Source organism: Hydrogenophaga crassostreae (genome assembly GCF_001761385.1).
Classification (GTDB): Bacteria; Pseudomonadota; Gammaproteobacteria; order Burkholderiales; family Burkholderiaceae_C; genus Hydrogenophaga; species Hydrogenophaga crassostreae.
In genome coordinates, this window is the sequence record NZ_CP017476.1 from 409,153 (window position 1) to 433,958 (window position 24,806).

At 62.7% G+C, this 24,806-nt stretch carries 28 protein-coding genes; 19 read left to right on the forward strand and 9 right to left on the reverse strand.

The features are described from left to right. Positions 1 to 21: 21 nt before the first annotated feature. On the reverse strand, positions 22 to 1,287 hold the full coding sequence (locus tag LPB072_RS02000) for a CaiB/BaiF CoA transferase family protein (RefSeq protein WP_066089071.1): 1,266 nt from the start codon (positions 1,285 to 1,287) through the stop codon (positions 22 to 24). Positions 1,288 to 1,349: 62 nt separating this feature from the next. Here LPB072_RS02000 and LPB072_RS02005 point away from each other — a divergent pair, with 62 nt between their 5' ends. The 6 genes from LPB072_RS02005 (at position 1,350) to gloA2 (ending at position 6,122) form a co-directional block, all read left to right on the forward strand. Further along, a complete protein-coding gene (locus LPB072_RS02005) occupies positions 1,350 to 1,877 on the forward strand; it encodes a hypothetical protein (protein WP_066089069.1) in 528 nt (175 codons plus the stop codon). A 41-nt stretch (positions 1,878 to 1,918) separates the two neighbouring features. Further along, on the forward strand, positions 1,919 to 3,160 hold the full coding sequence (locus LPB072_RS02010; protein ID WP_066089152.1) for an MFS transporter: 1,242 nt from the start codon (positions 1,919 to 1,921) through the stop codon (positions 3,158 to 3,160). 12 nt (positions 3,161 to 3,172) lie between these two features. Then, complete coding sequence (locus tag LPB072_RS02015; RefSeq protein ID WP_066089066.1) at positions 3,173 to 3,619, forward strand: PTS sugar transporter subunit IIA; 447 nt, start codon at positions 3,173 to 3,175, stop codon at positions 3,617 to 3,619. Beyond that, positions 3,588 to 3,857, forward strand: a complete 270-nt coding sequence (locus LPB072_RS02020; RefSeq protein ID WP_066089062.1) for an HPr family phosphocarrier protein — start codon at positions 3,588 to 3,590, stop codon at positions 3,855 to 3,857. The genes LPB072_RS02015 and LPB072_RS02020 overlap by 32 nt, the downstream gene beginning before the upstream one ends. Before the next feature lie 85 nt (positions 3,858 to 3,942). Further along, positions 3,943 to 5,721 (forward strand): phosphoenolpyruvate--protein phosphotransferase, encoded by a 1,779-nt coding sequence (ptsP, locus tag LPB072_RS02025; protein WP_066089058.1) that lies wholly within the window; start codon positions 3,943 to 3,945, stop codon positions 5,719 to 5,721. Between the two features lie 11 nt (positions 5,722 to 5,732). After that, complete coding sequence (gene gloA2, locus LPB072_RS02030) at positions 5,733 to 6,122, forward strand: SMU1112c/YaeR family gloxylase I-like metalloprotein (protein WP_066089055.1); 390 nt, start codon at positions 5,733 to 5,735, stop codon at positions 6,120 to 6,122. 7 nt (positions 6,123 to 6,129) lie between these two features. Here the strand turns inward: gloA2 and LPB072_RS02035 are convergent, their stop codons facing one another. The 3 genes from LPB072_RS02035 to LPB072_RS02045 are packed head-to-tail and all read right to left on the reverse strand — an operon-like array spanning position 6,130 to position 8,274. Next, positions 6,130 to 6,429: a hypothetical protein gene (locus LPB072_RS02035; protein ID WP_066089052.1), complete on the reverse strand. Its 300-nt coding sequence runs from the start codon at positions 6,427 to 6,429 to the stop codon at positions 6,130 to 6,132. 22 nt (positions 6,430 to 6,451) lie between these two features. Next, a complete protein-coding gene (locus tag LPB072_RS02040) occupies positions 6,452 to 6,838 on the reverse strand; it encodes a hypothetical protein (RefSeq protein WP_066089049.1) in 387 nt (128 codons plus the stop codon). Continuing rightward, on the reverse strand, positions 6,835 to 8,274 hold the full coding sequence (locus LPB072_RS02045) for a cytochrome P450 (protein WP_231943387.1): 1,440 nt from the start codon (positions 8,272 to 8,274) through the stop codon (positions 6,835 to 6,837). The genes LPB072_RS02040 and LPB072_RS02045 overlap by 4 nt, the downstream gene beginning before the upstream one ends. A gap of 97 nt (positions 8,275 to 8,371) precedes the next feature. Between LPB072_RS02045 and LPB072_RS02050 the strand changes: the two genes are divergently transcribed. Further along, on the forward strand, positions 8,372 to 9,280 hold the full coding sequence (locus LPB072_RS02050) for an AraC family transcriptional regulator (protein ID WP_231943389.1): 909 nt from the start codon (positions 8,372 to 8,374) through the stop codon (positions 9,278 to 9,280). A gap of 66 nt (positions 9,281 to 9,346) precedes the next feature. On the opposite strand, the gene LPB072_RS02055 is transcribed toward LPB072_RS02050, so the two are convergent. From LPB072_RS02055 to LPB072_RS02065, 3 genes are all read right to left on the reverse strand, one after another. Then, positions 9,347 to 11,545 (reverse strand): malate synthase G, encoded by a 2,199-nt coding sequence (locus LPB072_RS02055; protein WP_066089046.1) that lies wholly within the window; start codon positions 11,543 to 11,545, stop codon positions 9,347 to 9,349. A 57-nt stretch (positions 11,546 to 11,602) separates the two neighbouring features. Beyond that, positions 11,603 to 12,313 (reverse strand): haloacid dehalogenase type II, encoded by a 711-nt coding sequence (locus LPB072_RS02060; RefSeq protein WP_066089043.1) that lies wholly within the window; start codon positions 12,311 to 12,313, stop codon positions 11,603 to 11,605. 128 nt (positions 12,314 to 12,441) lie between these two features. Continuing rightward, entirely contained in the window at positions 12,442 to 13,332 is an 891-nt protein-coding gene (locus tag LPB072_RS02065) for a LysR family transcriptional regulator (RefSeq protein ID WP_066089040.1), read from the reverse strand. 173 nt (positions 13,333 to 13,505) lie between these two features. On the opposite strand from LPB072_RS02065, the gene LPB072_RS02070 reads away from it, so the two are divergent. The 10 genes from LPB072_RS02070 (at position 13,506) to LPB072_RS02115 (ending at position 22,495) form a co-directional block, all read left to right on the forward strand. Further along, a complete protein-coding gene (locus LPB072_RS02070) occupies positions 13,506 to 14,459 on the forward strand; it encodes a hydroxymethylglutaryl-CoA lyase (protein WP_066089037.1) in 954 nt (317 codons plus the stop codon). Between the two features lie 31 nt (positions 14,460 to 14,490). Beyond that, positions 14,491 to 15,702, forward strand: a complete 1,212-nt coding sequence (locus LPB072_RS02075) for a CaiB/BaiF CoA transferase family protein (protein ID WP_066089034.1) — start codon at positions 14,491 to 14,493, stop codon at positions 15,700 to 15,702. A gap of 40 nt (positions 15,703 to 15,742) precedes the next feature. Beyond that, complete coding sequence (dctP, locus tag LPB072_RS02080) at positions 15,743 to 16,750, forward strand: TRAP transporter substrate-binding protein DctP (protein WP_066089031.1); 1,008 nt, start codon at positions 15,743 to 15,745, stop codon at positions 16,748 to 16,750. A gap of 12 nt (positions 16,751 to 16,762) precedes the next feature. Further along, the gene (locus LPB072_RS02085) at positions 16,763 to 17,344 is read left to right on the forward strand and encodes a TRAP transporter small permease (RefSeq protein ID WP_066089028.1); all 582 of its coding nucleotides are present in this window, start codon (positions 16,763 to 16,765) and stop codon (positions 17,342 to 17,344) included. Next, the gene (locus LPB072_RS02090; RefSeq protein WP_066089025.1) at positions 17,341 to 18,624 is read left to right on the forward strand and encodes a TRAP transporter large permease; all 1,284 of its coding nucleotides are present in this window, start codon (positions 17,341 to 17,343) and stop codon (positions 18,622 to 18,624) included. Before LPB072_RS02085 ends, LPB072_RS02090 begins: the two co-directional genes overlap by 4 nt. Positions 18,625 to 18,724: 100 nt before the next feature. Then, positions 18,725 to 19,105 carry a thioredoxin family protein gene (locus LPB072_RS02095; RefSeq protein ID WP_066089023.1) on the forward strand — a complete coding sequence of 127 codons (381 nt, stop codon included), beginning with the start codon at positions 18,725 to 18,727 and terminating at the stop codon, positions 19,103 to 19,105. Between the two features lie 123 nt (positions 19,106 to 19,228). Continuing rightward, positions 19,229 to 19,621, forward strand: coding sequence for a DUF4189 domain-containing protein (locus LPB072_RS02100; RefSeq protein WP_066089020.1), 393 nt, complete (start codon positions 19,229 to 19,231; stop codon positions 19,619 to 19,621). 196 nt (positions 19,622 to 19,817) lie between these two features. After that, positions 19,818 to 20,777: a LysR family transcriptional regulator gene (locus LPB072_RS02105; protein ID WP_066089017.1), complete on the forward strand. Its 960-nt coding sequence runs from the start codon at positions 19,818 to 19,820 to the stop codon at positions 20,775 to 20,777. A gap of 115 nt (positions 20,778 to 20,892) precedes the next feature. Further along, the gene (locus LPB072_RS02110) at positions 20,893 to 21,681 is read left to right on the forward strand and encodes a S1 family peptidase (RefSeq protein WP_157694133.1); all 789 of its coding nucleotides are present in this window, start codon (positions 20,893 to 20,895) and stop codon (positions 21,679 to 21,681) included. A 22-nt stretch (positions 21,682 to 21,703) separates the two neighbouring features. Then, positions 21,704 to 22,495 (forward strand): S1 family peptidase, encoded by a 792-nt coding sequence (locus LPB072_RS02115; protein ID WP_066089012.1) that lies wholly within the window; start codon positions 21,704 to 21,706, stop codon positions 22,493 to 22,495. A gap of 41 nt (positions 22,496 to 22,536) precedes the next feature. On the opposite strand, the gene LPB072_RS02120 is transcribed toward LPB072_RS02115, so the two are convergent. Next, positions 22,537 to 23,175, reverse strand: a complete 639-nt coding sequence (locus tag LPB072_RS02120; protein WP_066089009.1) for a LysE/ArgO family amino acid transporter — start codon at positions 23,173 to 23,175, stop codon at positions 22,537 to 22,539. Between the two features lie 109 nt (positions 23,176 to 23,284). Between LPB072_RS02120 and LPB072_RS02125 the strand changes: the two genes are divergently transcribed. Next, entirely contained in the window at positions 23,285 to 24,199 is a 915-nt protein-coding gene (locus tag LPB072_RS02125; protein WP_066089006.1) for an HTH-type transcriptional regulator ArgP, read from the forward strand. A 96-nt stretch (positions 24,200 to 24,295) separates the two neighbouring features. Here LPB072_RS02125 and LPB072_RS02130 read toward each other — a convergent pair whose 3' ends face one another. After that, positions 24,296 to 24,484, reverse strand: a complete 189-nt coding sequence (locus LPB072_RS02130; RefSeq protein ID WP_066089003.1) for a PQ-loop repeat-containing protein — start codon at positions 24,482 to 24,484, stop codon at positions 24,296 to 24,298. Positions 24,485 to 24,560: 76 nt separating this feature from the next. On the opposite strand from LPB072_RS02130, the gene LPB072_RS02135 reads away from it, so the two are divergent. Further along, the gene (locus LPB072_RS02135; RefSeq protein WP_066088999.1) at positions 24,561 to 24,806 is read left to right on the forward strand and encodes a hypothetical protein; all 246 of its coding nucleotides are present in this window, start codon (positions 24,561 to 24,563) and stop codon (positions 24,804 to 24,806) included.

A 24,806-nucleotide genomic window follows, 5' to 3' on the forward strand; every position in this document is an offset into this window, starting at 1 on the left:
GCGATCAAACAGGGGTGAATGTCAAACAATACCCCGGCGCCGGAGTTCCGACAAGCGCACGGCATCAGCGCCAAGCCAGTCCGTCAGCACTTGGGCGTTGTGCTCTCCCAGCAGCGGCGGCGGGAGGTCTTGGCGCACCGGCGTCACGCTGAGCTTCATCGGGCTGGCCACCAGCTCCACCGCATCGGCCAATGGGTGGGACCAGGTGTGCACCATTTGACGGTGCTGCACGTGAGGGTCAGCGAACACCTCCGCCAGGTTGTTGATGGCGCCACATGGCACTTTGGCCGCTTCCAGCGCCGCCAGCCAGTCCGCCTTTCCGCGGGATTTCATGATGACCTCGAGCACGGGAACCAGTGTGTCCCGGTGACGGACCCGGTTCTGGTTGCGGGAAAACCGTTCGTCGGTGGCCAGCTCAGGGCGACCCGCCACACCGCAAAACTTGGCGAACTGCCCGTCGTTGCCCACGGCCAGGATGAGGTGTTGCGGCTGCCCATTGGCATCGGGGGCGACCTCAAACACCTGGTACGGCACGATGTTGGCGTGGGCGTTGCCTGCTCGGCCGGGCACCTTCCCATCGGCCTTGCCGCGCACCAGGTAGTTGGCGCCCAGGTTGGCGAGCATGGCCACCTGGGTGTCCAGCAGCGCCATGTCAATGTGTTGCCCTTCACCGGTGCGCTCGGCGTGGCGCAAGGCGGCCTGGATGGCCACGGTGGCGTACAGGCCGGTGAACAGGTCGGCCACAGCCACTCCGACTTTTTGCGGGCCGCCGCCTGGCAGGTCGTCGCGCTCGCCGGTGATGCTCATCAGGCCACCCATGCCTTGTATGGCGTAGTCGTAGCCGGCGCGTTCCTTGTAGGGGCCGGTCTGGCCAAAACCGGTAATGGAGCAATAGACGAGGCGGGGGTTGATGGCCTTCAGGCTCTCGAAGTCGAGGCCGTACCGTGCCATGTCGCCCACCTTGTAGTTCTCCACGAAGACATGGGCGTGTCCCACCAGCTCGCGAATCAAGGCCTGGCCTTCTGGATGAGCGATGTCGCAGGTAACGGAGCGCTTGTTGCGGTTCGCGCCCAGGTAATACGCCGCCTCGGCGGTATCTTGCCCATCACGACCGCATAAAAACGGAGGACCCCATCCGCGCGTGTCATCGCCGCCAGGGTGGGTGCCGCTGGAGGGGCGCTCAACCTTGACCACGTCTGCGCCCAAATCGGCGAGGGTTTGCGTGCACCAGGGGCCTGCGAGCACGCGCGACAAATCGAGTATCCGGATACCATCCAAAGCGTTCATCCCGCCATTGTCGGCGACCCTGACCCGGCTGGTGAGTCAGCCCTGCTTTCTTTGGAGTATTTGTGGCGGTTTCGATTCGTGGTCCGGTTCTCACAGCGGCGCTGGCCTCTTGCCTTTTGGGCGCCTGCAGCCCCACTTTCAACTGGCGCGAGCTGCGCGCCGATGGCGCGCCGCTGGTGGCGCTCATGCCTTGCAAGCCCGAGACCGCCACCCGCCCGGTGCCCATGCTGGGGGAACCGACCGAGTTGCACATGCACAGCTGCGAGGCGGGTGGTCTGACCTTTGCAGTGGCCTGGGCGAAGCTGGACGACGCCACCAAGGCCGCCGAAGCGCTGGAACAATGGCAGGCGGCATCGTTGGCCTCCATCCGTGTGGTGCCTGGTGCGTCAACCGGATGGGTGATGGCATTGCCGGGGGCTACCCGGGTTCAGGGCGTCAAGGCGCAGGGCAGCGATCACCTGGGTCAGCCATTGCAAACCCAGGCTGTCTACTTCGCGCAAGGCGGCTGGGTATACCAGGCGGCGGTCTATGGCCCGAAGCTTCCCGAGCAAGCCACCACCGCGTTTTTTGATGGTTTGAACCTGCCGTGAGTTCGGTGGACGGACTATTGCGAGATGGTGAAAGTGGCCGCATGGCCGCTACCGAGCAACTCGGGCCGCGTGCCGCTGTGACGGTGTTTCTGACCTTCGCCTTTGCCTACTTTTTCTCCACACTGGTGCGGGCCATCACCGCCACGCTGTCGCCGACGCTGAGTGCCGAGCTGTCGCTGAGTGCGAGCGAACTGGGGCTGTTGGCCGGGGGCTACTTTTTCGGATTTGCGCTGACCCAGTTGCCCCTGGGCAGATGGCTTGACAGGTATGGGCCGCGCCGCATCAGTGTGGCATTTTTGAGTGTGGCGGTGCTGGGCTGTGTGGCGTTTGCATTGGCGACCAGCTTCACGGGCCTGCTTGCGGCGCGGGTGCTCACCGGCATGGGGGTGAGCGCCTGCCTGATGGCTCCGCTTACCGGTTACCGCCGTTGGCTCACGCCGGCGGCCCTCTTGCGGGCCAATTCATGGATGTTGATGACGGGCTCGCTGGGCATGGTGGCGGCAACCCTGCCGGTTCAGTGGCTGATGCCCCTGCTGGGGTGGCGCGGCCTGTTTTGGGTGTTGGCCGCCTTGCTGGTGGTGTGTATGGGATTGCTCGCCTGGCGGGTGCCTGCTTGGCGGCACCCCGACCCGGCCGCGGCAGGCGCAGCATTCCCAGTGGGCTACCGCCAGATTCTGGTCCATCCCTATTTTCGACAAATGGTGCCCATCGCCTTTATCAACTATGGCGGCCTGGCAGCGGTGCAAACGCTGTGGGCGGGGCCCTGGATGGTGCGGGTCACGGGCCTTTCGGCGCAGGCGTCAGCGCAAGGGCTGTTTGCCATCAACCTGTGCATGCTGTGTGCGTTCTGGACCTGGGGGCTGATCAACCCCGGCTTGGTTCGGCGGGGCCTGGCGCCCGAGCGCTTGATCGCCTGGGGTTTGCCGATCAGCATGCTCGTGCTTGCGGGCATTGTGTGGATGGGGCCTGCGGCCGGGTGGACCATGTGGGCGCTGTTTTGTGTCAGCGGCACCTTTGTTTCCCTGTGTCAGCCCGCGGTGGCGCAGGCCCTGCCTGCGCAAGCGGCAGGCAGGGCGTTGTCGGCCTTCAATCTGGTGATTTTTGCCGGCATTTTTACCGTGCAGTGGGGCCTCGGTCTGGCCGTGGACGCACTGGGCGCACTGGGTTGGGACACTGTGGCGAGCTTTAGGGGAGCATTTGCGGTGTTTGGGCTGTGCTGTTTGTTGGCTTATGGTGTCTTTCTCCGGGGCTACGTCAGCCAATTGCAGCGCCGGCGGGGCTAAACTCTGCCAGATATGAACAGCATATTTCTCATCGCGCACGCGCCCTTGGCAACCGCCCTGCGGCAATGTGTACTGCATGTGTTCCCCGACAGCGCAGACGATGTGGTGGCTTTGGATGTGCAACCCAATATGCCGCCCGATGAAACGCTGGCGCAGGCCCGCGCGATGATGGCGCAAGGCAAGGGTCCGAACACCTTGGTGTTGACCGACGTCTTTGGCGCGACGCCCTGCAATGTGGCGCAAAAACTGGTCGACGGGGTGCGTTCGAAACTGATCACAGGGGTCAATCTGCCCATGCTGTTGCGCACCGTGTCGTATCGCCATGAATCCCTGGATGCACTGGTTTCACGAGCCATGATCGGTGGCACACAGGGTGTGATGCACGTGGCGGTAACCGCTCCTCAAAATCAAGCCAATCGCAGTGTCAATGATCAAAAACAACATCACCATCAGCAATAGGCTGGGCCTGCATGCCCGTGCCTCGGCCAAGCTCACCAAGATCGCAGGAAGTCACCAGTGTGAGGTCTGGATGACGCGGGGCGACCGCCGCATCAACGCGAAAAGCATCATGGGTGTGATGATGCTTGCCGCTGGAGTGGGCAGCGAAGTCGAAATTGAAACCGATGGCGTCGACGAACAGGCCTGCATGGACGGTTTGCTGGCACTGATCAATGACAAATTCGGGGAAGGGGAATGAACATCGCCCCGCACGCCGCTGTTGCGATCGCATCCCTTGCGCCACCGACACGCTTCGTTGGACAGCCTACTGGTTTGAATAAACGATGACACTGAGCGTCCACGGTCTGACCGTCTCCCGGGGGATTGCCATTGGCCGGGCGGTCATCGTTGCGTCGAGTCGTGTCGATGTGGCGCATTATTTCGTCAAGCCAGAGCAACTGGAGTCGGAAGTTCTGCGTCTGCGCGAAGCGCGCAATGCGGTGGTTGCCGAAATCAGCAAGGTGCAGCTGAGCTTGAGCGAGCTGGCCAATAACGATGCCCATCCCGAGCTCAGCGCATTGCTCGATGTGCACCTGATGCTGTTGCAGGACGAGCAGCTCACCAGCGGCGTCAAGCACTGGATCGTTGACCGTCACTACAACGCCGAATGGGCGCTGACCACGCAACTGGAAATCATTGCCCGCCAGTTCGACGAGATGGAAGACCCCTACCTGCGCGAGCGCAAGGCCGATCTCGAACAGGTTGTCGAACGCATGCTGCGGTTTATGCGTGGTGTGTCCTCACCGGTGACCAAGCCTCCCCTCGCGCTGTCGGGCGGCGAAGGGGACGACGCGCTGACGGCCGAGACCGAAGATGTACCGCTGGTTCTGATTGCCCACGACCTGTCGCCGGCCGACATGCTGCAGTTCAAACAAAGCGTGTTCGCGGGATTTGTCACCGATGTGGGTGGCAAAACCAGCCATACCGCCATCGTTGCCCGCAGCATGGACATTCCGGCTGTGGTGGGCGCGCGCTCTGCCAGTCAGGTGATTCGACAGGACGACTGGGTCATCATCGACGGCGATGCCGGTGTGGTGGTGATCGATCCGTCGGCCATCGTCTTGGCCGAATACGAACAGAAGCGGCGCCAGGGTGAGGTGGAGCGTGAGCGTCTTTCAAGACTCAAGAGCACCCCCGCGATCACGCTTGACGGTCAGCGCATCGAGCTGATGGCCAACATCGAGCAGCCCGGTGATGCGGTGGCCGCGCTGAAAGCCGGCGCGGTTGGAGTGGGCCTGTTCCGAACCGAATTCCTGTTCATGGGGCGCAATGGCAAGCTGCCCGACGAAGATGAGCAATACGCAGCCTACCTGGCTGCGGCAGAGGGTATGCACGGCCTGCCGGTCACGATCCGGACCGTGGATGTGGGCGCCGACAAACCACTCGATCGCGCTGCTGGCGGGCGTTCGGGCGAAGACCACCTCAATCCGGCACTGGGCTTGCGCGCCATTCGCTGGAGTCTGTCTGAGCCCACCATGTTCCTGATGCAGTTGCGTGCCATCTTGCGTGCCGCTGCCCATGGCGCCATCAATTTGCTGGTCCCGATGCTTGCGCACGCCAGTGAAATCCGCCAGACCCTGGCGCTGGTCGATCGCGCCCGTGCCCAGCTCGATGAGCGGGGCCAGGTATACGGTGCCGTTCGTCTGGGGGCCATGATCGAAATCCCAGCCGCAGCCCTGAGCATCCCGCTCTTTTTGCGGCACTTCGATTTCCTCTCCATCGGTACCAATGACCTGATTCAGTACACCCTGGCCGTCGACCGGGCCGATGAAACCGTGGCGCATTTGTATGACCCGCTGCACCCCGCGGTTTTGCACTTGTTGTCCAACACCATTTCGCTCTGCCGCAACCAGGGCAAAAGCGTGAGCGTGTGTGGCGAAATGGCGGGTGATGTGACCATGACGCGGCTGTTGCTGGGCTTGGGCTTGCGCACTTTTTCCATGCATCCGTCCCAGATACTTGCGGTCAAACAGCAAATTGTGCGCAGCGACACAGCCAAACTGGCGGTGTGGGCTCAAAGCGTTTTGGCCGCCGATGATCCGGCTGCCCTGATGGCTGACTGAGCCTCCTGACCATGCTGCTGCGCATCCATCACGCTGCGATCATCTGCTCGGACTACCAACGATCCAAGCGGTTCTATACCGAGGTGCTCGGCCTGAAAACCGTTGCCGAACATTTCCGTGAAGCGCGCAATTCCTGGAAGCTCGATCTGGGGTTGCCCGATGGCTCGCAGGTTGAGCTCTTCTCGTTTTCCGGCGCGCCACCCCGACCGTCCTACCCGGAGGCCCAAGGCCTGCGCCACCTGGCCTTTGCCGTGGCGGATGTGGCCGATTTCCAGCAGAGGCTCGAATCGATGGGCGTGACCACCGAAGGCATTCGCGTGGACGAATTCACCGGCCAGCGCTTTGTCTTTTTCGCTGACCCGGATGGTTTGCCGCTGGAACTGTACGAAGCCGCAGCCTGACCTGCGGTCAGCCATCGACTTCAAATTCGCGCATCAGCGCTTCGCCCCATTCCCACGGCCCGGTCAGCGTCAGCGTGACCGTGGTCCACTCGCCATCGCGGCTTGTTTGTTCGTCCGCATCCCAGGCGCCGCCTTCGTCCAGGGGGCCTCTGGGGCCAGGTTCGTTAGACATTGCGGCGGACAAAACCGCCTGAGCCTCGGCCTTTGCATCGGGCCAATCGGCGTCGCGCACGCTGGCCATGGCCTCCCAGGTGCCGGTGCCCTCGCCATCGTCGCTGGCGTCAAAAATCAGGTAGTTCAGTTGCATGCGCCGATTGTCGTGCCAAGGGTCAGACCAATCCCATCCCTGCCCAGCCGGCCGCCAGCAACAAGGCCAGCCATGCAGGGTGCTTGCCGCGCGTGGCCCAGGCGACGAGCAAGGCTGCCGCGGCCAGTGTGAGCGTACAGATGGCGACAAGATCGTGGCGCAGGCTGGGCGGCACGTCGGGCTGCGCAGCACGGATCAGCAGCGCCGAGATGCACCAGTTGAAGCCGGTAACCAGGTGCCACGAACCCCAAAGAATGCGCACCTGGAACTCGCGCAGCAGCGGCGCGCCATGGGTGGGCACCAGGCCGCCCTGGCGCATGTGCCGGAAAATGCGGGTCTCGCCCATGACCGAGTGCACGGCCCCGATCAAAAAAGCCAGCAACCCGGCGGCCAGCAACCAGGCGTTCATGGCGCAGCCCCTTGGCCGGCGCGGGCGTTTGGCACCCGGTGCAGCCACAGCTGTATGGACTGCTTGGGCCGAAGCGTCACGTGCATTTCTGGCTCGGCACGCGGTGCGTTGTCTGGCAAGTGGAGTTCAAAGCGCTGCAGCAGCATGGCCGAGAGCAGCGTCATCTCGAGCATCGCAAAGTGTTGACCCAGACACACGCGGGGCCCCGCGCCGAAGGGCATGAAGGCACCTCGCGGGATGGGCGAGGCGCCTTCCAGGAAGCGTTCGGGCAGGAAGGCTTCGGCGTTTGCAAAATTGCGTTCATCGCGGTGCAGCACATAGGGCGCAATGCGCAACATGGCGCCTTTGGGAGTGTGCCATCCGCCGAGCTCAATCGGTGCGGTGGTGCGGCGCGCCATGATGGCCGCCACGGGTGGGTACAGGCGCATGGCTTCTTTGAGCGTGGCGGTGAGCCATGGCAGTTGGGGCAGATGCTCGGGGCCGGGTGTGCCTGCGCCCACCACCGATGCCACTTCTTCCCGCGCGCGTTTTGCCGCCTCGGGGTGCTCGGCCATCAGGCGGCTCCACCAGAGCAGGGCCGTGGCCGAGGTTTCGTGCCCGGCCTGGAAGCTCACCATGCATTGGTCAAACACCTCTTGGGGCGACAAGATTTCACCCGTTTCTTCATCGCGCAGGGCCAGCAGGCGACCGAGCAGATCGGCGTGGTCGCCGCCTTCAACGTGGGAGGAGCGTCGAGCATCGATGTGGCCTCGAATCAGGCTGCGCAGGGTGTGCAATGCCTGGCGCTTGGCCGCCTTGCCAGGCAGGGGCAGCCAGTCGGGCAGCGTGAAGAGATGGAACATCTCTCGGTAACCAGTGGTTGAGAGCACTTGGGTGGCCTTCGCGGCCGCGAGGGATTCTGGCTCGGCCGTCTGGCTGAACAGTGTGCGCAGGATCACGTCCATGGCCGCGCCGCTCCACAGCGTGTCCATGTTCACCAAGGCGCGCTCCTGACCTTTGGGCGATACCGCATCAAAGGCTTCTTTGGCCGCCGTGGTCATCAACTGCGCATAGCCGTTCACGCGTTGGGGTGTGAAGGCTGTCATCAGCATGCGGCGCTGGCGTTGCCAGGTGGCGCCTTCAGTCACCAGCACACTTTGGCCAAAGACCTCGGAGAACACCTCAATGCCGCGTTCCCACCGAAGGAGGTGGTCGGCATGGGTGACCAGCGCTTCGCGCACCAAGTCGGGCGACATCAGATCCCAGACATTTTCTGACAGCAGCTTCATGTGGCTGATGTCGCCATGGTCACGGCGAAGGCGGGTGCAAAAACCGAGGTAGTCGGTCTTCATTTCTTTGAGCAAAGGCAGCCCCCACCAGCGACTTGCCGGGCCGGACGGCCGGCCTGCACGGGCAGGGCTGTTCGGAGGATGCATGGTGCTGGTGTGCAAGTTCATGGCGCCATGCTCGGGCCTTGTCGGGCGTTTGTATTGAACGATGTCGACACGGCGGGGTTATTCGGGAGCCTTGGTTCTTTTCTCCTACACTGCGCCCATGGCCACCTTGGCTCAACGCCCCTGCCCCATCCACCCCGAGCTGTTGCCCAGCGGCGCAATGTGGCAGCCGCGTGCATCGCTGGCCAATTGTCTGCGCGGGGTTTTGGTTCGCAGCACTTTGGGTGCAGATCTGGACGACGCACAGCGCATCAACCATTTTCCGGCGTCGCCCTTGTGCAGCTTGGGCTGGTTGTTTTCCGGGAGCAGCAGTGTGTTGTCATCGCCCCAAGGTTCGCCTGAACAAGCGTTGGCTGGCGAACGCGTCCCGTTGTCGGCTCGCTGGGTGTTGGCGGGCCCTCAAACGCAACCCACCGCGACCTGGAGTCCAGGCCCTGCGCACGGCATGATGGTGATGTTCATGCCCGATGCGTTGCACCTCTTGACCGGGCTGGAGCCGGTGGAACTGATCGACCAGTTTGTGGATGCCAGCGAACTTCTGCCGCTCGACTGGATGGCCATGTGCCAACAGGTGCAAGGCGCCCCAGAAGATGCGCAGCGGTTGGCGATATTGGAAAACTTTTTGGATCCTCGCTGGCAGGCCTGCAGGCCCACCTTGCCCCTGTATGCCCATCGGTACGCCGATTGGGCGCTGCACCTGGCCCAACGCGCGGCCCTCTCGGGGCCCGGTCGCAGTGCCCGTCAGCTGGAACGGCGCGTGAAGCGGTGGTCCGGCTTGCCGATGCGCGAACTGCGCGGCCTGGGGCGCGCCGAGCAGGCGTTTTTCAATGTGATGGCCGCGCAAAACGAAGGCCCATTCAGTTGGGCCGATATTGCCACCGACAACGGCTACGCCGACCAGTCCCATTTGTGTCGTACCGTGCGGCGCATCACCGGTTTCAGCCCAGAAGCCTTGCGGCAAGGCATCCAGCGCCAGGAGAGTTTCTGGGCTTACCGGGTCTGGATGTGAGGTGAATCAGAAAAGAAAAACGGCGCCCTAAGGCGCCGTTTTGTTTCTGTTGCCTGTGTGGTGTGATCAGGCCGCTGCTTTGACCTTCAAGCGCCAGGCATGCAGCAAAGGCTCGGTGTAACCGCTCGGCTGTTCCTTGCCTTTGAACACCAGATCCAGTGCGGCCTGGTAGGCCATGCTGGTGTCGAAGTTGCCGGCCATTTTTTTGTACAGCGGGTCGCTGCCGTTTTGCTGATCGACCACGGCGGCCATGCGCTGGAATGTCGCGTGTATACGGCCTTCGCTGACGATGCCATGGTGCAGCCAGTTGGCCATGTGCTGGCTGGAAATGCGCAGCGTGGCGCGGTCTTCCATCAGGCCCACGTTGTGGATGTCGGGCACCTTGGAGCAGCCCACGCCCTGGTCAACCCAGCGCACCACGTAGCCCAGAATGCCCTGGGCGTTGTTGTCGAGCTCCTGCTGGATTTCTGTGTCGCTCCAGCTCGGGTTCGCGCTCACAGGCACGGTCAGCAAACCGGTCAGCAGGTTGTCGCGTTCGGCGTTGAAGTCAATCTTTTCCATTTCCTTTTGCACGTCGGACACCAAGACCTGGTGGTAGTGCAGGGCGTGCAATGTGGCGCCGGTGGGGCTGGGTACCCAGGCGGTGTTGGCGCCGGCTTTGGGGTGGCCGATCTTTTGTTCCAGCATGGCCGCCATCAGGTCGGGCATGGCCCACATGCCCTTGCCAATCTGGGCCTTGCCGCGCAGGCCGCAGTTGAGACCGACCAGCACGTTGTTGCGCTCGTAGGCCTGGATCCAGGCGCTGGTTTTCATGTCGCCCTTGCGGATCATGGGGCCGGCCAGCATGGCGGAGTGCATCTCGTCACCGGTGCGGTCGAGGAAGCCGGTGTTGATGAAGGCCACGCGGCTGGATGCGGCGGCGATGCACGCGGCGAGGTTGACGCTGGTGCGGCGTTCTTCGTCCATGATGCCCAGCTTGACGGTGCTGTCTTTCAGGCCCAGAACCTGCTCGACGCGACCGAACAATTCGGCGGCGAAAGCCACTTCTTTGGGGCCGTGCATCTTGGGCTTGACGATGTAGACCGAACCGGTGCGGCTGTTTCGAATGCCTGCGCTGGCGTTTTTCTGCAGGTCGTGCAGGGCGATGGTGGTGGTGACCATCGCGTCCATGATGCCTTCGGGAATCTCCTTGCCTTCCGCACCCCAGAGGATGGCGGGGTTGCTCATCAGGTGGCCAACGTTGCGCACAAACATGAGGCTGCGGCCGTGCAGGCGCACGTCGCCACTGCCCTTGGACGCCGTGTACAAACGGTCAGCGTTCAGGCCGCGCTTGATGACCTTGTCACCTTTGGGCACGTCTTCTGTCAGGTCGCCCTTCAGAATGCCCAGCCAGTTGCGGTAGGCCAGGGTTTTGTCTTCGGCATCCACCGCGGCCACGGAGTCTTCCAGATCGAGAATCGTGGACAGGGCGGCTTCCATCACCACGTCTGAAATGCCGGCGGCATCGAGCTGGCCAATGGGCTTGCTGCGGTCGATGCGGATGTCGATGTGCAGGCCGTTGTGCGCCAGCAAGACACTGGACACGCCGGCGGCATCGCCCTGGTAGCCCACGAACTGCGCCGGGTTTTTCAGCCCCACGACCTGACCGCCTTTGACCGCCACTTGCAGCGCGCCGTCTTTGACGAAATACACCGTGGCGTCGGCGTGGGAAGCGCCGGCCAGCGGTGCGGAATCGTCGAGCAGCTTGCGCGCAAAAGCGACGACTTTGGCGCCGCGTTTCTCGTTGTAGCCCGGGCCTTTTTCGCAGCCCTCGGCTTCGGAGATCGCATCGGTGCCGTACAGCGCGTCGTACAGGCTGCCCCAGCGCGCATTGGCGGCGTTGAGGGCGTAGCGGGCGTTCAGGATGGGCACCACGAGTTGCGGGCCCGCCTGGATGGCCAGCTCGGCGTCGACGTTCTCGGTGGTGGCCTGCGTGTCAGCGGGTGTGGGCACCAGATAGCCGATGGTTTCCAGAAACTTGCGGTAGCCGGCCATGTCCTTGATCGGGCCGGGGTTGGCCTGGTGCCAGGTGTCGAGCTCGAGCTGAAGGCGGTCGCGCTCGGCCAGCAAGGCAGCATTTTTTGGGGCCAGGTCGGTGACGATGGCGTCAAAGCCCTTCCAGAAGGCTTCGCTGGTCACGCCGGTGCCGGGCAAGACCTGTTGGTTGATGAAGTCGGCCAGTTCGGTGGCGACTTGCAGGCCGTGGATGGTGGTGCGTTGGGTCATGAGGTGTTCCCTTTCTAAGTCAAAAAACAGATTCAAATTGAAGCGGTGGCGCGGCGTTCAGGCCGCGTCCAGGTAAGCGAGCACATCGCGCAGGCTGTGGCCGATGCGGTGGGGCAAAACGCCCAGCTCTTCGAACGGGGCGTTTTGCCGGTTCACCCAGAGGGTCTGGTAGCCGAACCAGGTGGCGGCCAAGGCGTCCCAGCTGTTGGAACTGACAAACAGGGTTTCGCTGGCGGGAACCCCGGTCGCGGCCGGTCCCAGTGCGTAAGCTTCGGGCGCAGTTTTGAACAGGCGCACCGGTTCCACGCTGATCACGTGGTCAAGCAGGGCCTCCAGCCCCGCGCTGCGAACCGAAATGCCCAGCATCTCCGGGTCGCCATTGGACAGGATGCCGGTTTTCAGGCCGCGCTCCCGCAGGCCGGTGAGCACGGCGCGGGTTTCCGGGAAGCCTGAGAGGTGGCGGTACTGCCCCATCAAGGCGCGGTGTTTGTCTTCAAAACCGCCGGCGTCCCATTCGGTGCGCGCGCGCGGTTCGATGGCCTTGATGGTGTAGCGCAGCGCCGCCTGGGTCAGCTCCCAGAACGGGCGGTAGTGGGCGCCATGGTTGCTGGTGGTGATGAGGCGGGTGTATTCGATTTGCTTGTCGCGCCAGAGCGTGGCCATGCGCTGGCCTTGGCCGGGGAACTGTTGCTCGGCCAAAAGCGCAATGCTGTACACATCGAACAAGGTGCCATAGGCGTCGAACAAAACTGCACGGGGTTTTTTCATTTCTCCACTGTATTCGATACTGGGAGATCTATTGATTCACGTTTTTGGTTTTTATCTGTGACAAATTTGAAGGTAATTGAGTGGAAAACCCTTTCTGCGGCCGCGGGACTTCTGCCCGGGGAGCCGACTCATTGCCCCAGATGGGCGAGCAGCAGTTTGGCGGCGGGCGCCAACGCCTGCTCGTCGCGGAAGCACACCGCAAAGCGGCGCTCCGCCCAGGTGTCGGTGAGCGGGATCACGCGCAGGCCATAGCTGTCTGCGTATGGCCTGGCCACCTCGCCAGGGACCACGCAAATGCCCAGCTTGGCGCGCACGACGCGCAGCGCTGCCTCGATGCTGGAAACGATGATGCGGATGCTCATGGTCTTGCCCTGCTCGGCCGCGGCGCGCATGAGCATGAGGTGGACTGAGCTGTTCAGGTGGATGCCGACAAAGTCCCAATCGGTGGCTTCTGCAAAAGCCAGTCGATCGACTTGGGCGAGGGGGTGGTCAGCGGGCACCACCAAGGCCAGACGATCCCGTCGGTAGGGCAGGCTTTGCAGGCCGTGCAGGTCACTCGCATCCCAGCAAACCCCCAATGAGGCGATGCCGTTGCGCACCCCTTGAATCACGGCGGTGCTGATGTGTTCTTCGAGGTCAACCCGCAGGTTGCGGTGTTCGGGCGCTTGCAGAAAAGAGGCCACGTCGTCCACCAGCGCTTCGGCCATGGCCGAGGCCGAGGCAAGCACGCGCACCTGACCGCGCACGCCGGCGGCAAAAGCCGCCATGTCGCGTTCCATGCGCTGCGCGCTCACCAGCATGGCTCGGGCGTGTTCCAGCAAGCTTTCGCCTGCGGCCGTGGGCTCTACGCCGTGGCGGCGGCGCAGCAGCAAGGGCGTTCCGAGCTGGGCTTCAAGCTGCGCCAACCGTTTGCTGACCGCGCTGCCGACCAGATTGGCCTGGGCCGCCGCGCGGGCGATGTTGCGGGTTTCACAGACGGCGACAAAGAGCCGCAGCGTGGTCAGGTCGAGGTCTCTCATCAGGGAAAACGCCTATGTGATATTCCAGAACGGAATTAAATGGGTTCCAAACGATCGCTTTACGTCCATTGCGTAAAGTCTAAACTCGCCGGACCGCTGCAGCCCCTGGCCAGACAACCTTTGTTGTCGCCCTGAAGGGCTGGTCCAAAAAAGAAGATCCGGAGACAAGACAAATGACACTCCCTGTCGCCACCATCACGTTGCGCGAAGTGGGTCTGCGCGATGGCTTGCAGGCCATCGCCCGCACCCTGCCCACCGAACACAAGCTCGAATGGATCCGCCTGGCCTACGAAGCGGGGCAGCGCGAAATCGAGGTGGGCTCGTTTGTGCCGCCGCGCTTGCTGCCGCAATTGGCCGATACCGCCGAACTGGTCGCCTTTGCCAAAACCTTGCCGGGTCTGGTGACCTCGGTCCTGGTGCCCAACCTCAAAGGTGCGGAGCGGGCGATGGACACAGGGGCACACCTGATGTTGCTGCCGCTTTCCGTCAGCCATGCCCATTCCTTGGCCAACATGCGCCGCACGCCCGACGAGGTGGTGGCCGATATCGCCAGGATTCGCGCCGCGCGCGATGCGGCGGGATCCAAATGCTTGATCGAAGTGGGCATGAGTACCGCATTCGGCTGCACGATTCAAGGCCGCGTCGAGCCCGCTGAGGTGTTGCGTTTGCTGCGGGCGGTGCTGGATGCCGGCGCGGACCGCGTGGGCCTGGCCGACACCGTGGGCTATGCCGATCCGCGCATGGTGCGCGAGTTGTTCGAGGCCAGCTTCAAGGTGGCTGGTGACAAGCTGGCTTGTGGCCACTTCCATGACACCCGTGGACTGGGCATTGCCAATGTGATGGCGGCGCTGGAAACCGGTGTGACCCGGTTTGACGCATGCCTGGCGGGTATTGGCGGCTGCCCCCATGCGCCTGGTGCCAGCGGCAACGTGGCCACGGAAGATCTGGTTTACCTGTTCGCGAGCATGGGACAAACCACTGGCATCGACTTTGATCGCCTGCTGGCCTTGCGCGCAAAAGTGGCGCTGTGGCTGGATGGTGAGCGGCTGGCGGGCAGCATCTGGCGCGCCGGGTTACCCAAAACCCTGCTGCCGGCCGATGCGCAGCCGGCCGAGGTCTGCATCTGATGGCCGCGTTGTCACCCGAATCATTGAATCCATGAGCGAAGCCAAACAAACACCTGTGAACCCATTGCCGCTGGAAGGCCTGCGTGTGGTGGAGTTCACCCACATGGTGATGGGCCCGACCTGCGGCATGGTGCTGGCCGACCTGGGCGCCGAGGTGATCAAGGTGGAGCCCATTGACGGTGACCGTACACGGCACCTGCTGGGTGCGGGCGCGGGCTTCTTCCCCATGTTCAACCGCAACAAAAAGAGCATTGCCATTGACCTGCACAACCCCGAGGGCGCCGCTGTGGCGCGCAAGCTCGCGGCCAGTGCCGATGTGGTGGCGGAGAACTTCAAGCCCGGCACCATGAAGAAATACGGGCTCGACTACGGTGCCCTGTCGAGCGTCAACCCGCGCCTGATCTATGTGGCCCATAAAGGCTTCCTGCCGGGTCCCTATGAACACCGCACCGCGCTCGACGAGGTGGTGCAAATGATGGGGGGCCTGGCCTACATGACCGGGCGACCCGGTGACCCGTTGCGCGCGGGCACCAGCGTCAACGACATCATGGGCGGCATGTTTGGGGCCATTGGGGCCATGGGGGCGCTGATCCAGCGCGGCATCACCGGCAAGGGCCAGGAGGTGCAGAGCGCGCTGTATGAAAACAACGTGTTTCTGGTGGGGCAGCACATGCTGCAGTACGCCATCACCGGCCAGGCCGCGGCGCCCATGCCCGACCGCATTTCGGCCTGGGCGGTGTACGACGTGTTCACCGTCAAGAATGGCGTGCAGATCTTTCTCTCGGCCGTCAGCGATGCTCAATGGGTCACCTTTTGCGACCTGCTGGGGTTTGCCGATCTGAAAGCCGACCCCCGGTACCACTCGAACAACGCGCGCGTGAGCCTGCGCAACGAACTGCTACCGGTGTTGCGCGAACGGCTGACCGCCTGGACGGCCGACGAACTGGCCACCATGTTTGAAAGCGCCGGTTTGCCGTTTGCGCCGATCCGCCGCCCCGAAGAGCTGTATCAAGACGAGCATTTGCTCGCCACAGGGGGGCTGGTCGACATCACGCTGCCCGACGGCGCGCGCGCGGGTCAAACCGCCAAAACCACGCTGTTCCCGTTCACCATGGACGGACACCGGCTGGGGGTTCGGTTGCAGCCGCCCACCCTGGGGGCGGACACCACCGCGCTGCTCGAAGGGTTGGGATACAGTCCCAGCGAGTTGGAGGCCCTGCGCCAGTCGCGCGCCGTGGCCTGATTTTTGACAACACTTTTTGACAACAACGAAGGAGACATTCATGACCGCAATCAATACCCTTTTTCACCGCCGCACCCTGCTGGTTGCTGCGCTGGGCGCCGGCTTTGCCGGACAAGCGCTGGCCGCCGAATTCACGATGCGCATCAGTCACCAGTTTCCGCCCACGCACCACACGGCGATCAACCTGGACCAGTTCGCCAAAGATGTGAGTGCGGCCACCAAAGGCCGGGTTGAGGTGCAGAATTTCGGGGCTGCCCAGTTGTTCAAACCCAACCAGAACCACCCGGCCGTGGCCAGCGGCAAAGTGGAAGCCGCTGCGATTCTGAGCTTCCAGTGGGGCGGCAACATCCCTGAAATGAGCGTCACCATCATTCCTTACCTGATGACCTCGGTGGCCAAGCAAAAGGCCTTTATCGGTTCTCCAGCCAGCCAGTTGCTGGACGCCAAGATGGAAGCCAAGGGTGTGAAAAACATCGCCTGGATTGTGGACACCAACGACGGCATCTTCACCTCGGCCAAAGCACCATTGGTCAAGCCTGCAGACTTTGCGGGTTTGAAGATCCGAGGCCTGAACAAGCTGTTTGACGAAGGCCTCGCAGCAATGAGCGCAGCTCCATCGGCCATGCCTGGTTCCGAGGTGTATCAGGCGCTGCAAACGGGTGTGATTGATGCCGGATTCACTGCCGTCAAAGCGGCGCACAGCCGGAAGTTCTATGAAGTGCAGAAGTTTGGTGTGGCTTCCAACATCATCCTGGCCTATGACAACCTGGTGGTGAACCCTGCCTGGTGGAACGGCCTGCCTGCGGATGTGCGTGGGGCGATCCAGAAAGCCGCCGACAAGGCCGTTCAGCGCTCCATTCGCACCACCGATGGCGTGCCGGCCGAAGACGTGAAGGCGCTCAACGATGCGGGCATGCAAACCATTGTGTTGACCAAGGCACAGGAAAAGGCCATGGCCGATGCCATGCAACCTGCGGTGAAAAAAGAGTTCCTTCTGGAGACCGCCCCCGATGGCGTGAAGCTGCTGGAAATGGTCAACAAACTCTGACAGGCGCTCACCATGCATGCTCCGGCTGAGCCTGAAAACCAGGTGCCCGAAGGAATGGCCTTGCGCGTCTTGAGCCGTGCAGTGGCGTTGCTCACCGGCGCGGCGATGGCTCTGTCGGCCGCAGGCCTGCTTTTGTCGCTGGCGTTGATCGGCTGGGCCGTGGTCATGCGCTATGTGTTCAATGCGGCGCCGATCTGGGTCGACGAGGTGGTGGGCTTCACCCTGGTCGCCATCATTTTGCTCGGCGCGGCGCAAACGTTTCGACGAGGGGAGCACATCGGCGTGGACATGCTGGTAGGCCAGCTCCCTCCCTCGGGCCGGCGCTGGGCGCTGGTCTGGGCTGCGGTGGTGACTGGCGTGGTCGGCGTCGTGCTGGTGGTCAATGGCTGGGAAACCGCCATGCTTGCGCGCATGCTGGGGTTGCTCACAGAAGGGCACCTGGAATGGCCCACCTGGTGGCTGATGCTGCTCATGCCCGTGGGCGGAGGTCTGTTGTTGCTCGCCGCGATTGAAGCGGTTTGGCGCGCGTTGACAGGGCAGGTGCTGGTCTTCCCGCCTTCACACGGGTTGCCCGACCAGGATGAAAAATCATGACCATTGCGCTTCTGTTTCTGGGCCTGATGCTGCTGTTGTTCACAGGGCTGCCGATTTTTGCGGGCCTGGCGGTGTTTGGCGGCGCCGTGATGCTGATCACCCAGGGGGAAATGGGTTCGGTCACCGAGGTGATTTTCGGTGAAATCAACCGTTACCTGCTGGTCGCGATCCCTTTGTTTTCGTTCATGGCCTACATCATGATTCGCGGCAAGATCGTCGACGATCTGTACGGTACAGCCTACACGCTGACGCGGCATCTGCCGGGGGGCCTGGGTATCGCCACCATCATGGCCTGCACCATTTTTGCGGCCATTTCTGGCTCCAGTGTGGCCACGGCGCTGACAATTGGTTCGGTGGCCATACCGCAAATGATTCGCTATGGCTATGAGCCGAAGGCCGCCTATGGCCTGGTGGCTGCGGGTGGCACGCTGGGCATTCTGATTCCACCGTCCGGGCCCATGGTGCTGTACGGCGTGACCACCGACACCTCGATTGGCGGCTTGTTCATGGCTGGCATTGTGCCGGGCATCTTGATGGCCGGCGTGTTTGTTGCCTGGAGCCTGTTCAGTGCAGCGCGGGCCCAGGGCCAGATTGCGCGCGAGCCGCGCGCGTCTCTGCGCGAATCGTTGGTGGCGATACGCAAATCGGCCTGGGCCATTTCGCTGCCGGTGTTCGTTCTGGGCGGTATGTACGCAGGCATTTTTACCGCCACCGAAGCGGCGGCTGCCGGCGCCTGGCTGGCGCTGTTTGTGTCGGTTGTCGTTTACCGCACGGTTGGGCTGCGGGCGATCTGGCTGTCGGCAGTGGACGCCAGTCGCGTCTCGGCCATGCTGTTCATGATTCTGGCGGGGGCTTCGGTGTTTGGCCACGTGCTGACCAAGCTGCGCATTCCCCAGCAGATCGTGGAAGCGGTGATCTCGGCCGACATCGGTGTGGCGGGCTTCCTGGTGGTGATGATGATTCTGATCTTCGTCCTGGGCATGTTTCTGGAATCCATCGCCATCATCCTGATCACCACGCCGGTGGTCTTGCCTGCCATGCACCACCTGGACATCAACCCGATCTGGTACGGCGTGTTGCTGGTGATCAACCTGGAGCTGGCCCAGATCACGCCGCCGGTGGGCATGAACCTGTTCACCATCAAGGCCATCACCAAGGCCCCGATGGGTGAGATCGTGCGAGGCTCGGCGCCCTACGTGTTGCTCATGATTGCGGTGATGGCCTTGATCATGGTGTGGCCCCAAATCGCGCTCTGGTTGCCCGGCACCATGATGAACTGACTTTGGGCGAGGCTGGGCCGCCGCAGGGCGGCACCCGCGGTGCGTCCGGCTTTCGGGCCATGGTCTGCGCCCCTCGCCGGCTTGGGGCACACTTGAACCCATGCCAGCTTCCGAAACTGTGATGCCAGAGCCCTTGCTTGTGGCCTGCCTCTGCGCCCAATGGTGCGGTGTCTGTCGTGATTACGCGCCGTTGATGACGCGCACGCTGGCGGTTTTCGATGCCGCGCATCTGAATGCGACCTGGGTGGACATCGAAGACCACGACGAGGTGTTGGGTGATCTGGATGTCGAGAGCTTTCCCTCGTTGTTGATCGCCCGTGGTGCCGAAGTGCTTTTCTTCGGAACGGTTCCGCCCCACGCGCAGACGCTGGAGCGACTGGTGCAAGGTGCGTTGGCGGGAGATCTCCCGCGTTTGCCCTTTGATGCTGAGGTGCAGGCGCTGGTCGCCAATGTGCAGGCCTTTCGGGCCGCCTCCGGTTGATCTGCGTCAGGCACCGGTGTTTGGTGGGCTTGCCCGATCAAGGAGCGACGGTAAACTTGTGCACTGCAAGGTTGCTCACGCAGGGTGCGCACCTCATGCACAGTTTTTTTAATGGGAGTAGGCATGAACATATCTAAGTGGAGCCTGTGGCTCGCTGCTGCACTGACGGCGCTGGCCGTGACAGCATGTGGTGGTGGCAGCACGGGCAATGGTTACGGCTCGATCGCGGTGAGCAACTCGGCAGCCGCGGTGGCCATCGTGACCGAGGGCCTGACCCAGTCCATCGCCAACGAAAGTGCACGGGACAAATGCGATGAAGACGATTGCGAAGTGGTGCTGCAGTTTGAGCAATGCGGGGCTGTTTCTGCGTCGCTGAATTCGGTCGGCGCACAGATCATCACAGCCAGCGAGGGTGGCACTGCGTTTGCAGCCCAGACCTCGGCCAATGAGGCATGCACCAAGCAAGGTGGCGTCGCCTGCGCTGCAATCCCCAACCTCCCGGCTCAATGCAACTGAGTTTGCGCAGGTATTGGCCGTTAGCGGGAGCAAGCGGTCGAAGACCCGTGTGATCCGGAGCCAGCCTGCAAGGCTTGGCTTGTTCTCCCTGCGCGCTGTCAACAAGTCGTGCTGCAAAGAAACCTGTTGATTTGATCAAAAATCAACAGGTTTTTCTCATTGATTGCTGCCTTTTGTTGCGGTAATCTGCGTCTCCATGGACAAGCTCAAACAGATGGAGACGTTTGCCTCGGTGGCCACGCGGGGCAGTCTGACCGCTGCTGCGCGGGCGGAAGGGGTTGCACCTGCCATCATCGGGCGGCGGCTGGACGCGCTGGAGTCCCGGCTGGGGGTCAAGCTCATGGTGCGCACCACACGGCGCATCACCCTGACCCACGAAGGCAGTGCCTTTCTGGAGGATTGCCAACGCTTGCTGGTGGACTTTGCAGACGCCGAAGCCAGCGTGAGCGCCGGCGGGGTCAAGGCCAGCGGGCACCTGCGACTCACCGCCCCGGCCGGTTTTGGCCGGCGCCATGTCGCGCCGCTGGTGCCGCTGTTTCGTGAGTTGCATCCGGAAGTCACCATCTCGCTGAACCTCAGCGACCGGGTGGTGGATGTGGCGGGTGAGGCCTATGACTGCGCGGTGCGCGTGGGCGATTTGCCCGACTCATCACTGGTGAGCGTGCGCCTGGCTGAAAACCGCCGGCTGTGTGTGGCGACGCCCAAATACCTGAAACAACACGGCCTTCCGCAGGTGCCTGCCGACCTCGTGCGTTTCGATTGCCTGACCTTGTCTAGCGACGCATCGCAGACGCGTGGCTGGGCGTTTGCCGTGTGCAAATCGGCCGCAGGTGAGGGATTGCAGGCAGAGCCCGGCGGCGGCGACATACAGGTCCTGCACATGCGCCCGGGCGGTCCGCTGGATTGCTCGGATGGGCAGGTCTTGCATGAGTGGTGCCTTGCGGGGTACGGCATCGCCTGGCGCAGCACCTGGGAAGTGGAAAGCGATATTGCCGCAGGGCGCCTGGAAACGGTGCTCGATGCTTTTGCCGCGCCGCCCAATGGCATTTACGCTGTTTTCCCTCAGCGCAAACACCTCGCCCTGCGTGTGCGGTTGTGGATTGATTTCCTCAAACACCACTATGGTCAAACCGATTTCTGGCAAGGGTCGGCCTGAGGGAGGCTATATTGCTCGCAAGCGTTTGTCTGAGCGGGGTGCGGGAGGGCCTGGATTCCTCGCTGGTCAAACATCCGCCGCTGCTCGGTGGCGCAACAACGCAGAGAAAGATCGGATGAATTCAATATTCAAGTGGGCTGGTGCGGCATTGACCGCTTCGTTGTTGGCCGCCTGTGGCGGCGGCGGCAGCAGTGAGCTGGTACTGCCCGAGGCCAATGCCCTGTGCGCCAGCGCAGGCTTGCTTCCCAAGATCGTTAACGGGGCTGATTGCGCCCAGCCTGAACGTTCGCCGGTGGTTTTGTTGTTGATGCTCGGTGGCGATGGTGAAACACGCAGTTGTTCTGGAACGATGCTGACGCCTGTCCGCGTGTTGACCGCCGCGCATTGCATGCCACCCGACACCCAGCGAATCGCCGCCGTGCAGTGGAAAGCCACTGGCAAAGGACAACTGGTGTACGCCGCCGGCTGGGTGGCGCACCCGGGCTTTTCAGCTGCAGGCGAAGGTTTCCAGAACGATGTGGGCGTGGTGACCTTGCGCTCCGGGATGTCCAATCCCGCCATGCCCTTGTTGGTGAGCTCGCCTTCAAAGAAGGGCGATGAGGCCTTTATTGCAGGCTGGGGCCAGCCTGGGCTTGACTTGGCTGTGGGCTATGTCCGCATGACCAAGGTCAACGAGACGCATCTCGGCTTTGTTTACAAGGAAACGGGCAGCAACACCTGCTCGGGCGATTCCGGTGGCCCGGCCTACCGTGCGATCGGAGGGCCACCCGGGGTGGTTGGGGTGACTTCTTCAGGCTCTGTCGCCGGTTGCGGCGATGGTGACCTTTCGCTCTTCTCGAACATCCAGTCACCGGGGGTGCTGAACTTCATTCGAGCGCAGGCGCCTGGTGCCGGTGAGATTTGAAACACTGCAAAAAAGGGGTTCTATGACGCGAGGCAGATGGGGCATTGCCGGAATTGTGGTGGCATCGCTGGCCCTGGCCGCGTGCGGCGGCGGCTCCAGTGAAGAGCCTGTGAACCTGGACCCGGCGGTGTTGTGCAACAGTGCCGGGGCACAACCGCTTGTGCTCAACGGGGCCTCTTGCGGGTCTTATCGAACGACGCCAGTGGTGGTGTTGTACATCGTGAACCCGGACGGCGAAACCAGCCTGTGTTCCGGTACGCGCATCTCAGCCACCGAGGTGTTGACGGCGGCCCACTGCGTGAGTGAAAGCCCGGTTCGGGTGATTGCAGCAGCTTTCAAATCGGACAGCGTCGCAACCGGGCTGGATGCCAAGAACTGGGTCATTCATCCAGGCTATGGCGACGGTGGGCGATTTGCCAACGACGCAGCCATCGTGCGCTTCCCGGCCGGGCTGCCGAACCCGACCATGGGCATTCTGACCAGTGAGCCGATGAACAAGGGGCAACTGGTTTACTTCGCAGGATGGGGCTTGCCAAAGCTGGAGAGTTTTGCGGTGGGCGCTGGGCGGGTGTCGGCGGTGAGCAACAACTTCTTGCAGATCAAATACAACGGTGACACCAGCGACATCTGTTCGGGCGACTCGGGCGGGCCGTTTTACCGCTTGGTCAACAACCGCCCGGGACTGGTCGGCCTCACGTCCAATGCAGACTCGCTGGAGTGCGGCGCCAACAAGACCTCGAGCTTTACCAATATCCAGACGCCTTCGATGCTGCAATTCATCCAGGCCAACGCACCGACCGCTGCCTATTTTTGAGGTGGCGGAGCGGCACTCCCTGGCGTGCCGCCGACTTCGCGTTACAGCAAGCCCTTGATCAGGAACAGGGCGGTGCCCCACATCATGAGCGCCACGAGCCCGTCCAGCGCGCGCCAGACCAGCACCGAGTTCAACCGGCGGCCGAGCCAGAAAGTGGCCACACCCAAGGCGGTGAACCACACCAGGGAGCCGGTTGCGGCACCCATGCCAAATACGGAGCGCTCGGCGCCATAGGCGAGTGATGCGGTGCCGATCAAAACCGCGGTGTCAATCCAGGCGTGGGGATTGAGCCAGGTGAATGCCAATGCGGACAGCACGGCTTGGCGGGGTGTGATGGGACGTGGTGTGGTCTCGCCCGATTCGTTGGCGGGCGCGCTGGGCACGGCAACGGGGTGCAGAAAACGTTGAAAGGCTTGCCAGCCGTAAACGGCCAAAAACAGTGAGCCGCCGCCGACCATGGCGCCCATGAGCTTGTCCGACAGTCCACCCAGTTGTGCCAGACCCAAAACGCCCAAGGCAATCAGGACGACATCGGAGATGGCGCAGACGGCGATGGTGAGCCAGACATGCTGGCGCATCAGGCCCATGCGGATGACGTGGGCGTTCTGTGGGCCGATGGCCATGATCAGCGAAAGGCTGAGCACCAGGCCGGCAGTGAAGGTGGGGGCGGTGAGCATCATGATGGGAATGCGGTCAAGGTTGGGGAAAACGTGGAGAGAGTGTGCCTGTGCTTTGTAGTGGTTTAAATCGATCTAAATTAAACTTAGATTGATTTAATAATTTTTAACAATGCTGGATGCCCGTCAACTTGAAGCCCTGGCTGCTGTGGTGGAGCATGGTGGTTTTGGCCCCGCGGCCAAGGCCCTTTCGCTCACCCTGGCAGCGGTCTCGCTGCGCATCAAAGCGCTGGAAGACCAACTGGGCCAACGCCTGCTGGTGCGGGGTAAAACGGTGCGCATCACGGCGGCCGGACAGGCATTGCTCGCCCATGTGAAGCAGGTGCGCCTGATGGAGGCAGACGTCTTGACCGGCATGCAGGGTGGCGGGGGCGTTGGTGGGCAACGGGCTTCCTGGCAAACGCTGGCCGTGGCGGTGAACGCCGACTCCCTTGCGAGCTGGTTTTTGCCTGGTGTGGCGCCGCTGTTGCAAAAGCACCGGTTGCTGCTGGACATCCTGATCGAAGACCAGGACCACACCCACGATGCGCTCAAGAGTGGCGAGGTGATGGGCTGTGTGACCACGTTGGCGGAACCCATGCGGGGTTGTGTGGCCGAGCCCCTGGGCGTGATGCGCTATTGCTGTCTGGCCGCGCCTGCCGTGGTGGATCGCTGCCGCACGCCGGGCGGGGCGATTTCACCGCACCGTTTGCTGGCTCAGCCGGCCGTGATCTTCAATCGAAAAGACGCATTGCAGGATGTGTTCCTGGCGCAGCATTTTGCTCTCAAGCAGCCCAAGTACCCTCGCCACTTTGCGCCTGCGGTGGATGCGTTCGAGAGCGCGCTCAGGCTGGGCATGGGTTGGGGCATGGTGCCGGCCTTGCATTTGCCCAACCTGCCCGGTCTGGAGGAAGTGGTACCGGGCGCCAGGGTGGACGTGGTGCTCTATTGGCAACACTGGACGCGAGAGGCGCCGTCGGCCCAGCGCCTGACGCAAGCCGTCAAGGCGGCCGCGCAGGCCAGTCTGGCACAAGCAGGGACAGGTTGAAGCCAGCGGGTCGGGTCGGATGGCGTTTGTCGTGGCGCTTTCCGGTGCGTGTCATCTTGCAACGGTCTGGTTCGTGAAGTTGGCGGTCACTCTCTGTCATGCGCTCAAAAACTGACCATAGGTCAACCATGCCACTACGGCCACGCTGATGCCGTTGTGCATGCCCGGCGAGGTACCGCTTTCGCCTGGTGGGTGAACCGTGAGCAACGTCTGTGGCAGATGGGTGAAAGTGGTCAAGAAAGCAACCAGCCAGCCGATATGTTCGTTAGGGCGGAGGATGCGCATGTGCTTCGTTCTGTCAGGCGCGGCGAGGCCTCGCTGCGCACCCCGCCGGTTTCCAGTTTGAGTAAGAGGTACCCCCATGAACAGAGCAGCCACCCTGCGCCGGAACCGTGAGAGCGATCCCTTGGCGGTCAATTCGACAACCATGCACCAGTACTACAACACCGTGCAATCCGACACCAGTTCTGAGCACATGGTGGATGCTGCGATGTCGCGCCGCCAGGCCATGGCGCTGCAGGCATACCGGCGACGCGGATATTCGGGCTGGCTGACCGCGGTAGCGGTGGTTTTGCTGCTGGTCAGTGCGGGCTGGCTGTTGAGCTGA

Coding starts and splice junctions, on each gene's coding strand:
- LPB072_RS02115 (WP_066089012.1), top strand. CDS start 21,704: ATGACGCGAGGCAGATGGGGCATTGCCGGAATTGTGGTGGCATCGCTG.
- LPB072_RS02045 (WP_231943387.1), bottom strand. CDS start 8,274: ATGAACTTGCACACCAGCACCATGCATCCTCCGAACAGCCCTGCCCGT.
- LPB072_RS02065 (WP_066089040.1), bottom strand. CDS start 13,332: ATGAGAGACCTCGACCTGACCACGCTGCGGCTCTTTGTCGCCGTCTGT.
- LPB072_RS02015 (WP_066089066.1), top strand. CDS start 3,173: ATGAACAGCATATTTCTCATCGCGCACGCGCCCTTGGCAACCGCCCTG.
- LPB072_RS02090 (WP_066089025.1), top strand. CDS start 17,341: ATGACCATTGCGCTTCTGTTTCTGGGCCTGATGCTGCTGTTGTTCACA.
- LPB072_RS02135 (WP_066088999.1), top strand. CDS start 24,561: ATGAACAGAGCAGCCACCCTGCGCCGGAACCGTGAGAGCGATCCCTTG.
- dctP (WP_066089031.1), top strand. CDS start 15,743: ATGACCGCAATCAATACCCTTTTTCACCGCCGCACCCTGCTGGTTGCT.
- gloA2 (WP_066089055.1), top strand. CDS start 5,733: ATGCTGCTGCGCATCCATCACGCTGCGATCATCTGCTCGGACTACCAA.
- LPB072_RS02130 (WP_066089003.1), bottom strand. CDS start 24,484: ATGCGCATCCTCCGCCCTAACGAACATATCGGCTGGCTGGTTGCTTTC.
- LPB072_RS02075 (WP_066089034.1), top strand. CDS start 14,491: ATGAGCGAAGCCAAACAAACACCTGTGAACCCATTGCCGCTGGAAGGC.
- LPB072_RS02120 (WP_066089009.1), bottom strand. CDS start 23,175: ATGATGCTCACCGCCCCCACCTTCACTGCCGGCCTGGTGCTCAGCCTT.
- LPB072_RS02055 (WP_066089046.1), bottom strand. CDS start 11,545: ATGACCCAACGCACCACCATCCACGGCCTGCAAGTCGCCACCGAACTG.
- LPB072_RS02050 (WP_231943389.1), top strand. CDS start 8,372: ATGGCCACCTTGGCTCAACGCCCCTGCCCCATCCACCCCGAGCTGTTG.
- LPB072_RS02020 (WP_066089062.1), top strand. CDS start 3,588: ATGATCAAAAACAACATCACCATCAGCAATAGGCTGGGCCTGCATGCC.
- LPB072_RS02010 (WP_066089152.1), top strand. CDS start 1,919: ATGGCCGCTACCGAGCAACTCGGGCCGCGTGCCGCTGTGACGGTGTTT.
- LPB072_RS02095 (WP_066089023.1), top strand. CDS start 18,725: ATGCCAGCTTCCGAAACTGTGATGCCAGAGCCCTTGCTTGTGGCCTGC.
- LPB072_RS02100 (WP_066089020.1), top strand. CDS start 19,229: ATGAACATATCTAAGTGGAGCCTGTGGCTCGCTGCTGCACTGACGGCG.
- LPB072_RS02000 (WP_066089071.1), bottom strand. CDS start 1,287: ATGAACGCTTTGGATGGTATCCGGATACTCGATTTGTCGCGCGTGCTC.
- LPB072_RS02110 (WP_157694133.1), top strand. CDS start 20,893: ATGAATTCAATATTCAAGTGGGCTGGTGCGGCATTGACCGCTTCGTTG.
- LPB072_RS02105 (WP_066089017.1), top strand. CDS start 19,818: ATGGACAAGCTCAAACAGATGGAGACGTTTGCCTCGGTGGCCACGCGG.
- LPB072_RS02070 (WP_066089037.1), top strand. CDS start 13,506: ATGACACTCCCTGTCGCCACCATCACGTTGCGCGAAGTGGGTCTGCGC.
- LPB072_RS02060 (WP_066089043.1), bottom strand. CDS start 12,313: ATGAAAAAACCCCGTGCAGTTTTGTTCGACGCCTATGGCACCTTGTTC.
- LPB072_RS02040 (WP_066089049.1), bottom strand. CDS start 6,838: ATGAACGCCTGGTTGCTGGCCGCCGGGTTGCTGGCTTTTTTGATCGGG.
- LPB072_RS02125 (WP_066089006.1), top strand. CDS start 23,285: ATGCTGGATGCCCGTCAACTTGAAGCCCTGGCTGCTGTGGTGGAGCAT.
- LPB072_RS02085 (WP_066089028.1), top strand. CDS start 16,763: ATGCATGCTCCGGCTGAGCCTGAAAACCAGGTGCCCGAAGGAATGGCC.
- ptsP (WP_066089058.1), top strand. CDS start 3,943: ATGACACTGAGCGTCCACGGTCTGACCGTCTCCCGGGGGATTGCCATT.
- LPB072_RS02035 (WP_066089052.1), bottom strand. CDS start 6,429: ATGCAACTGAACTACCTGATTTTTGACGCCAGCGACGATGGCGAGGGC.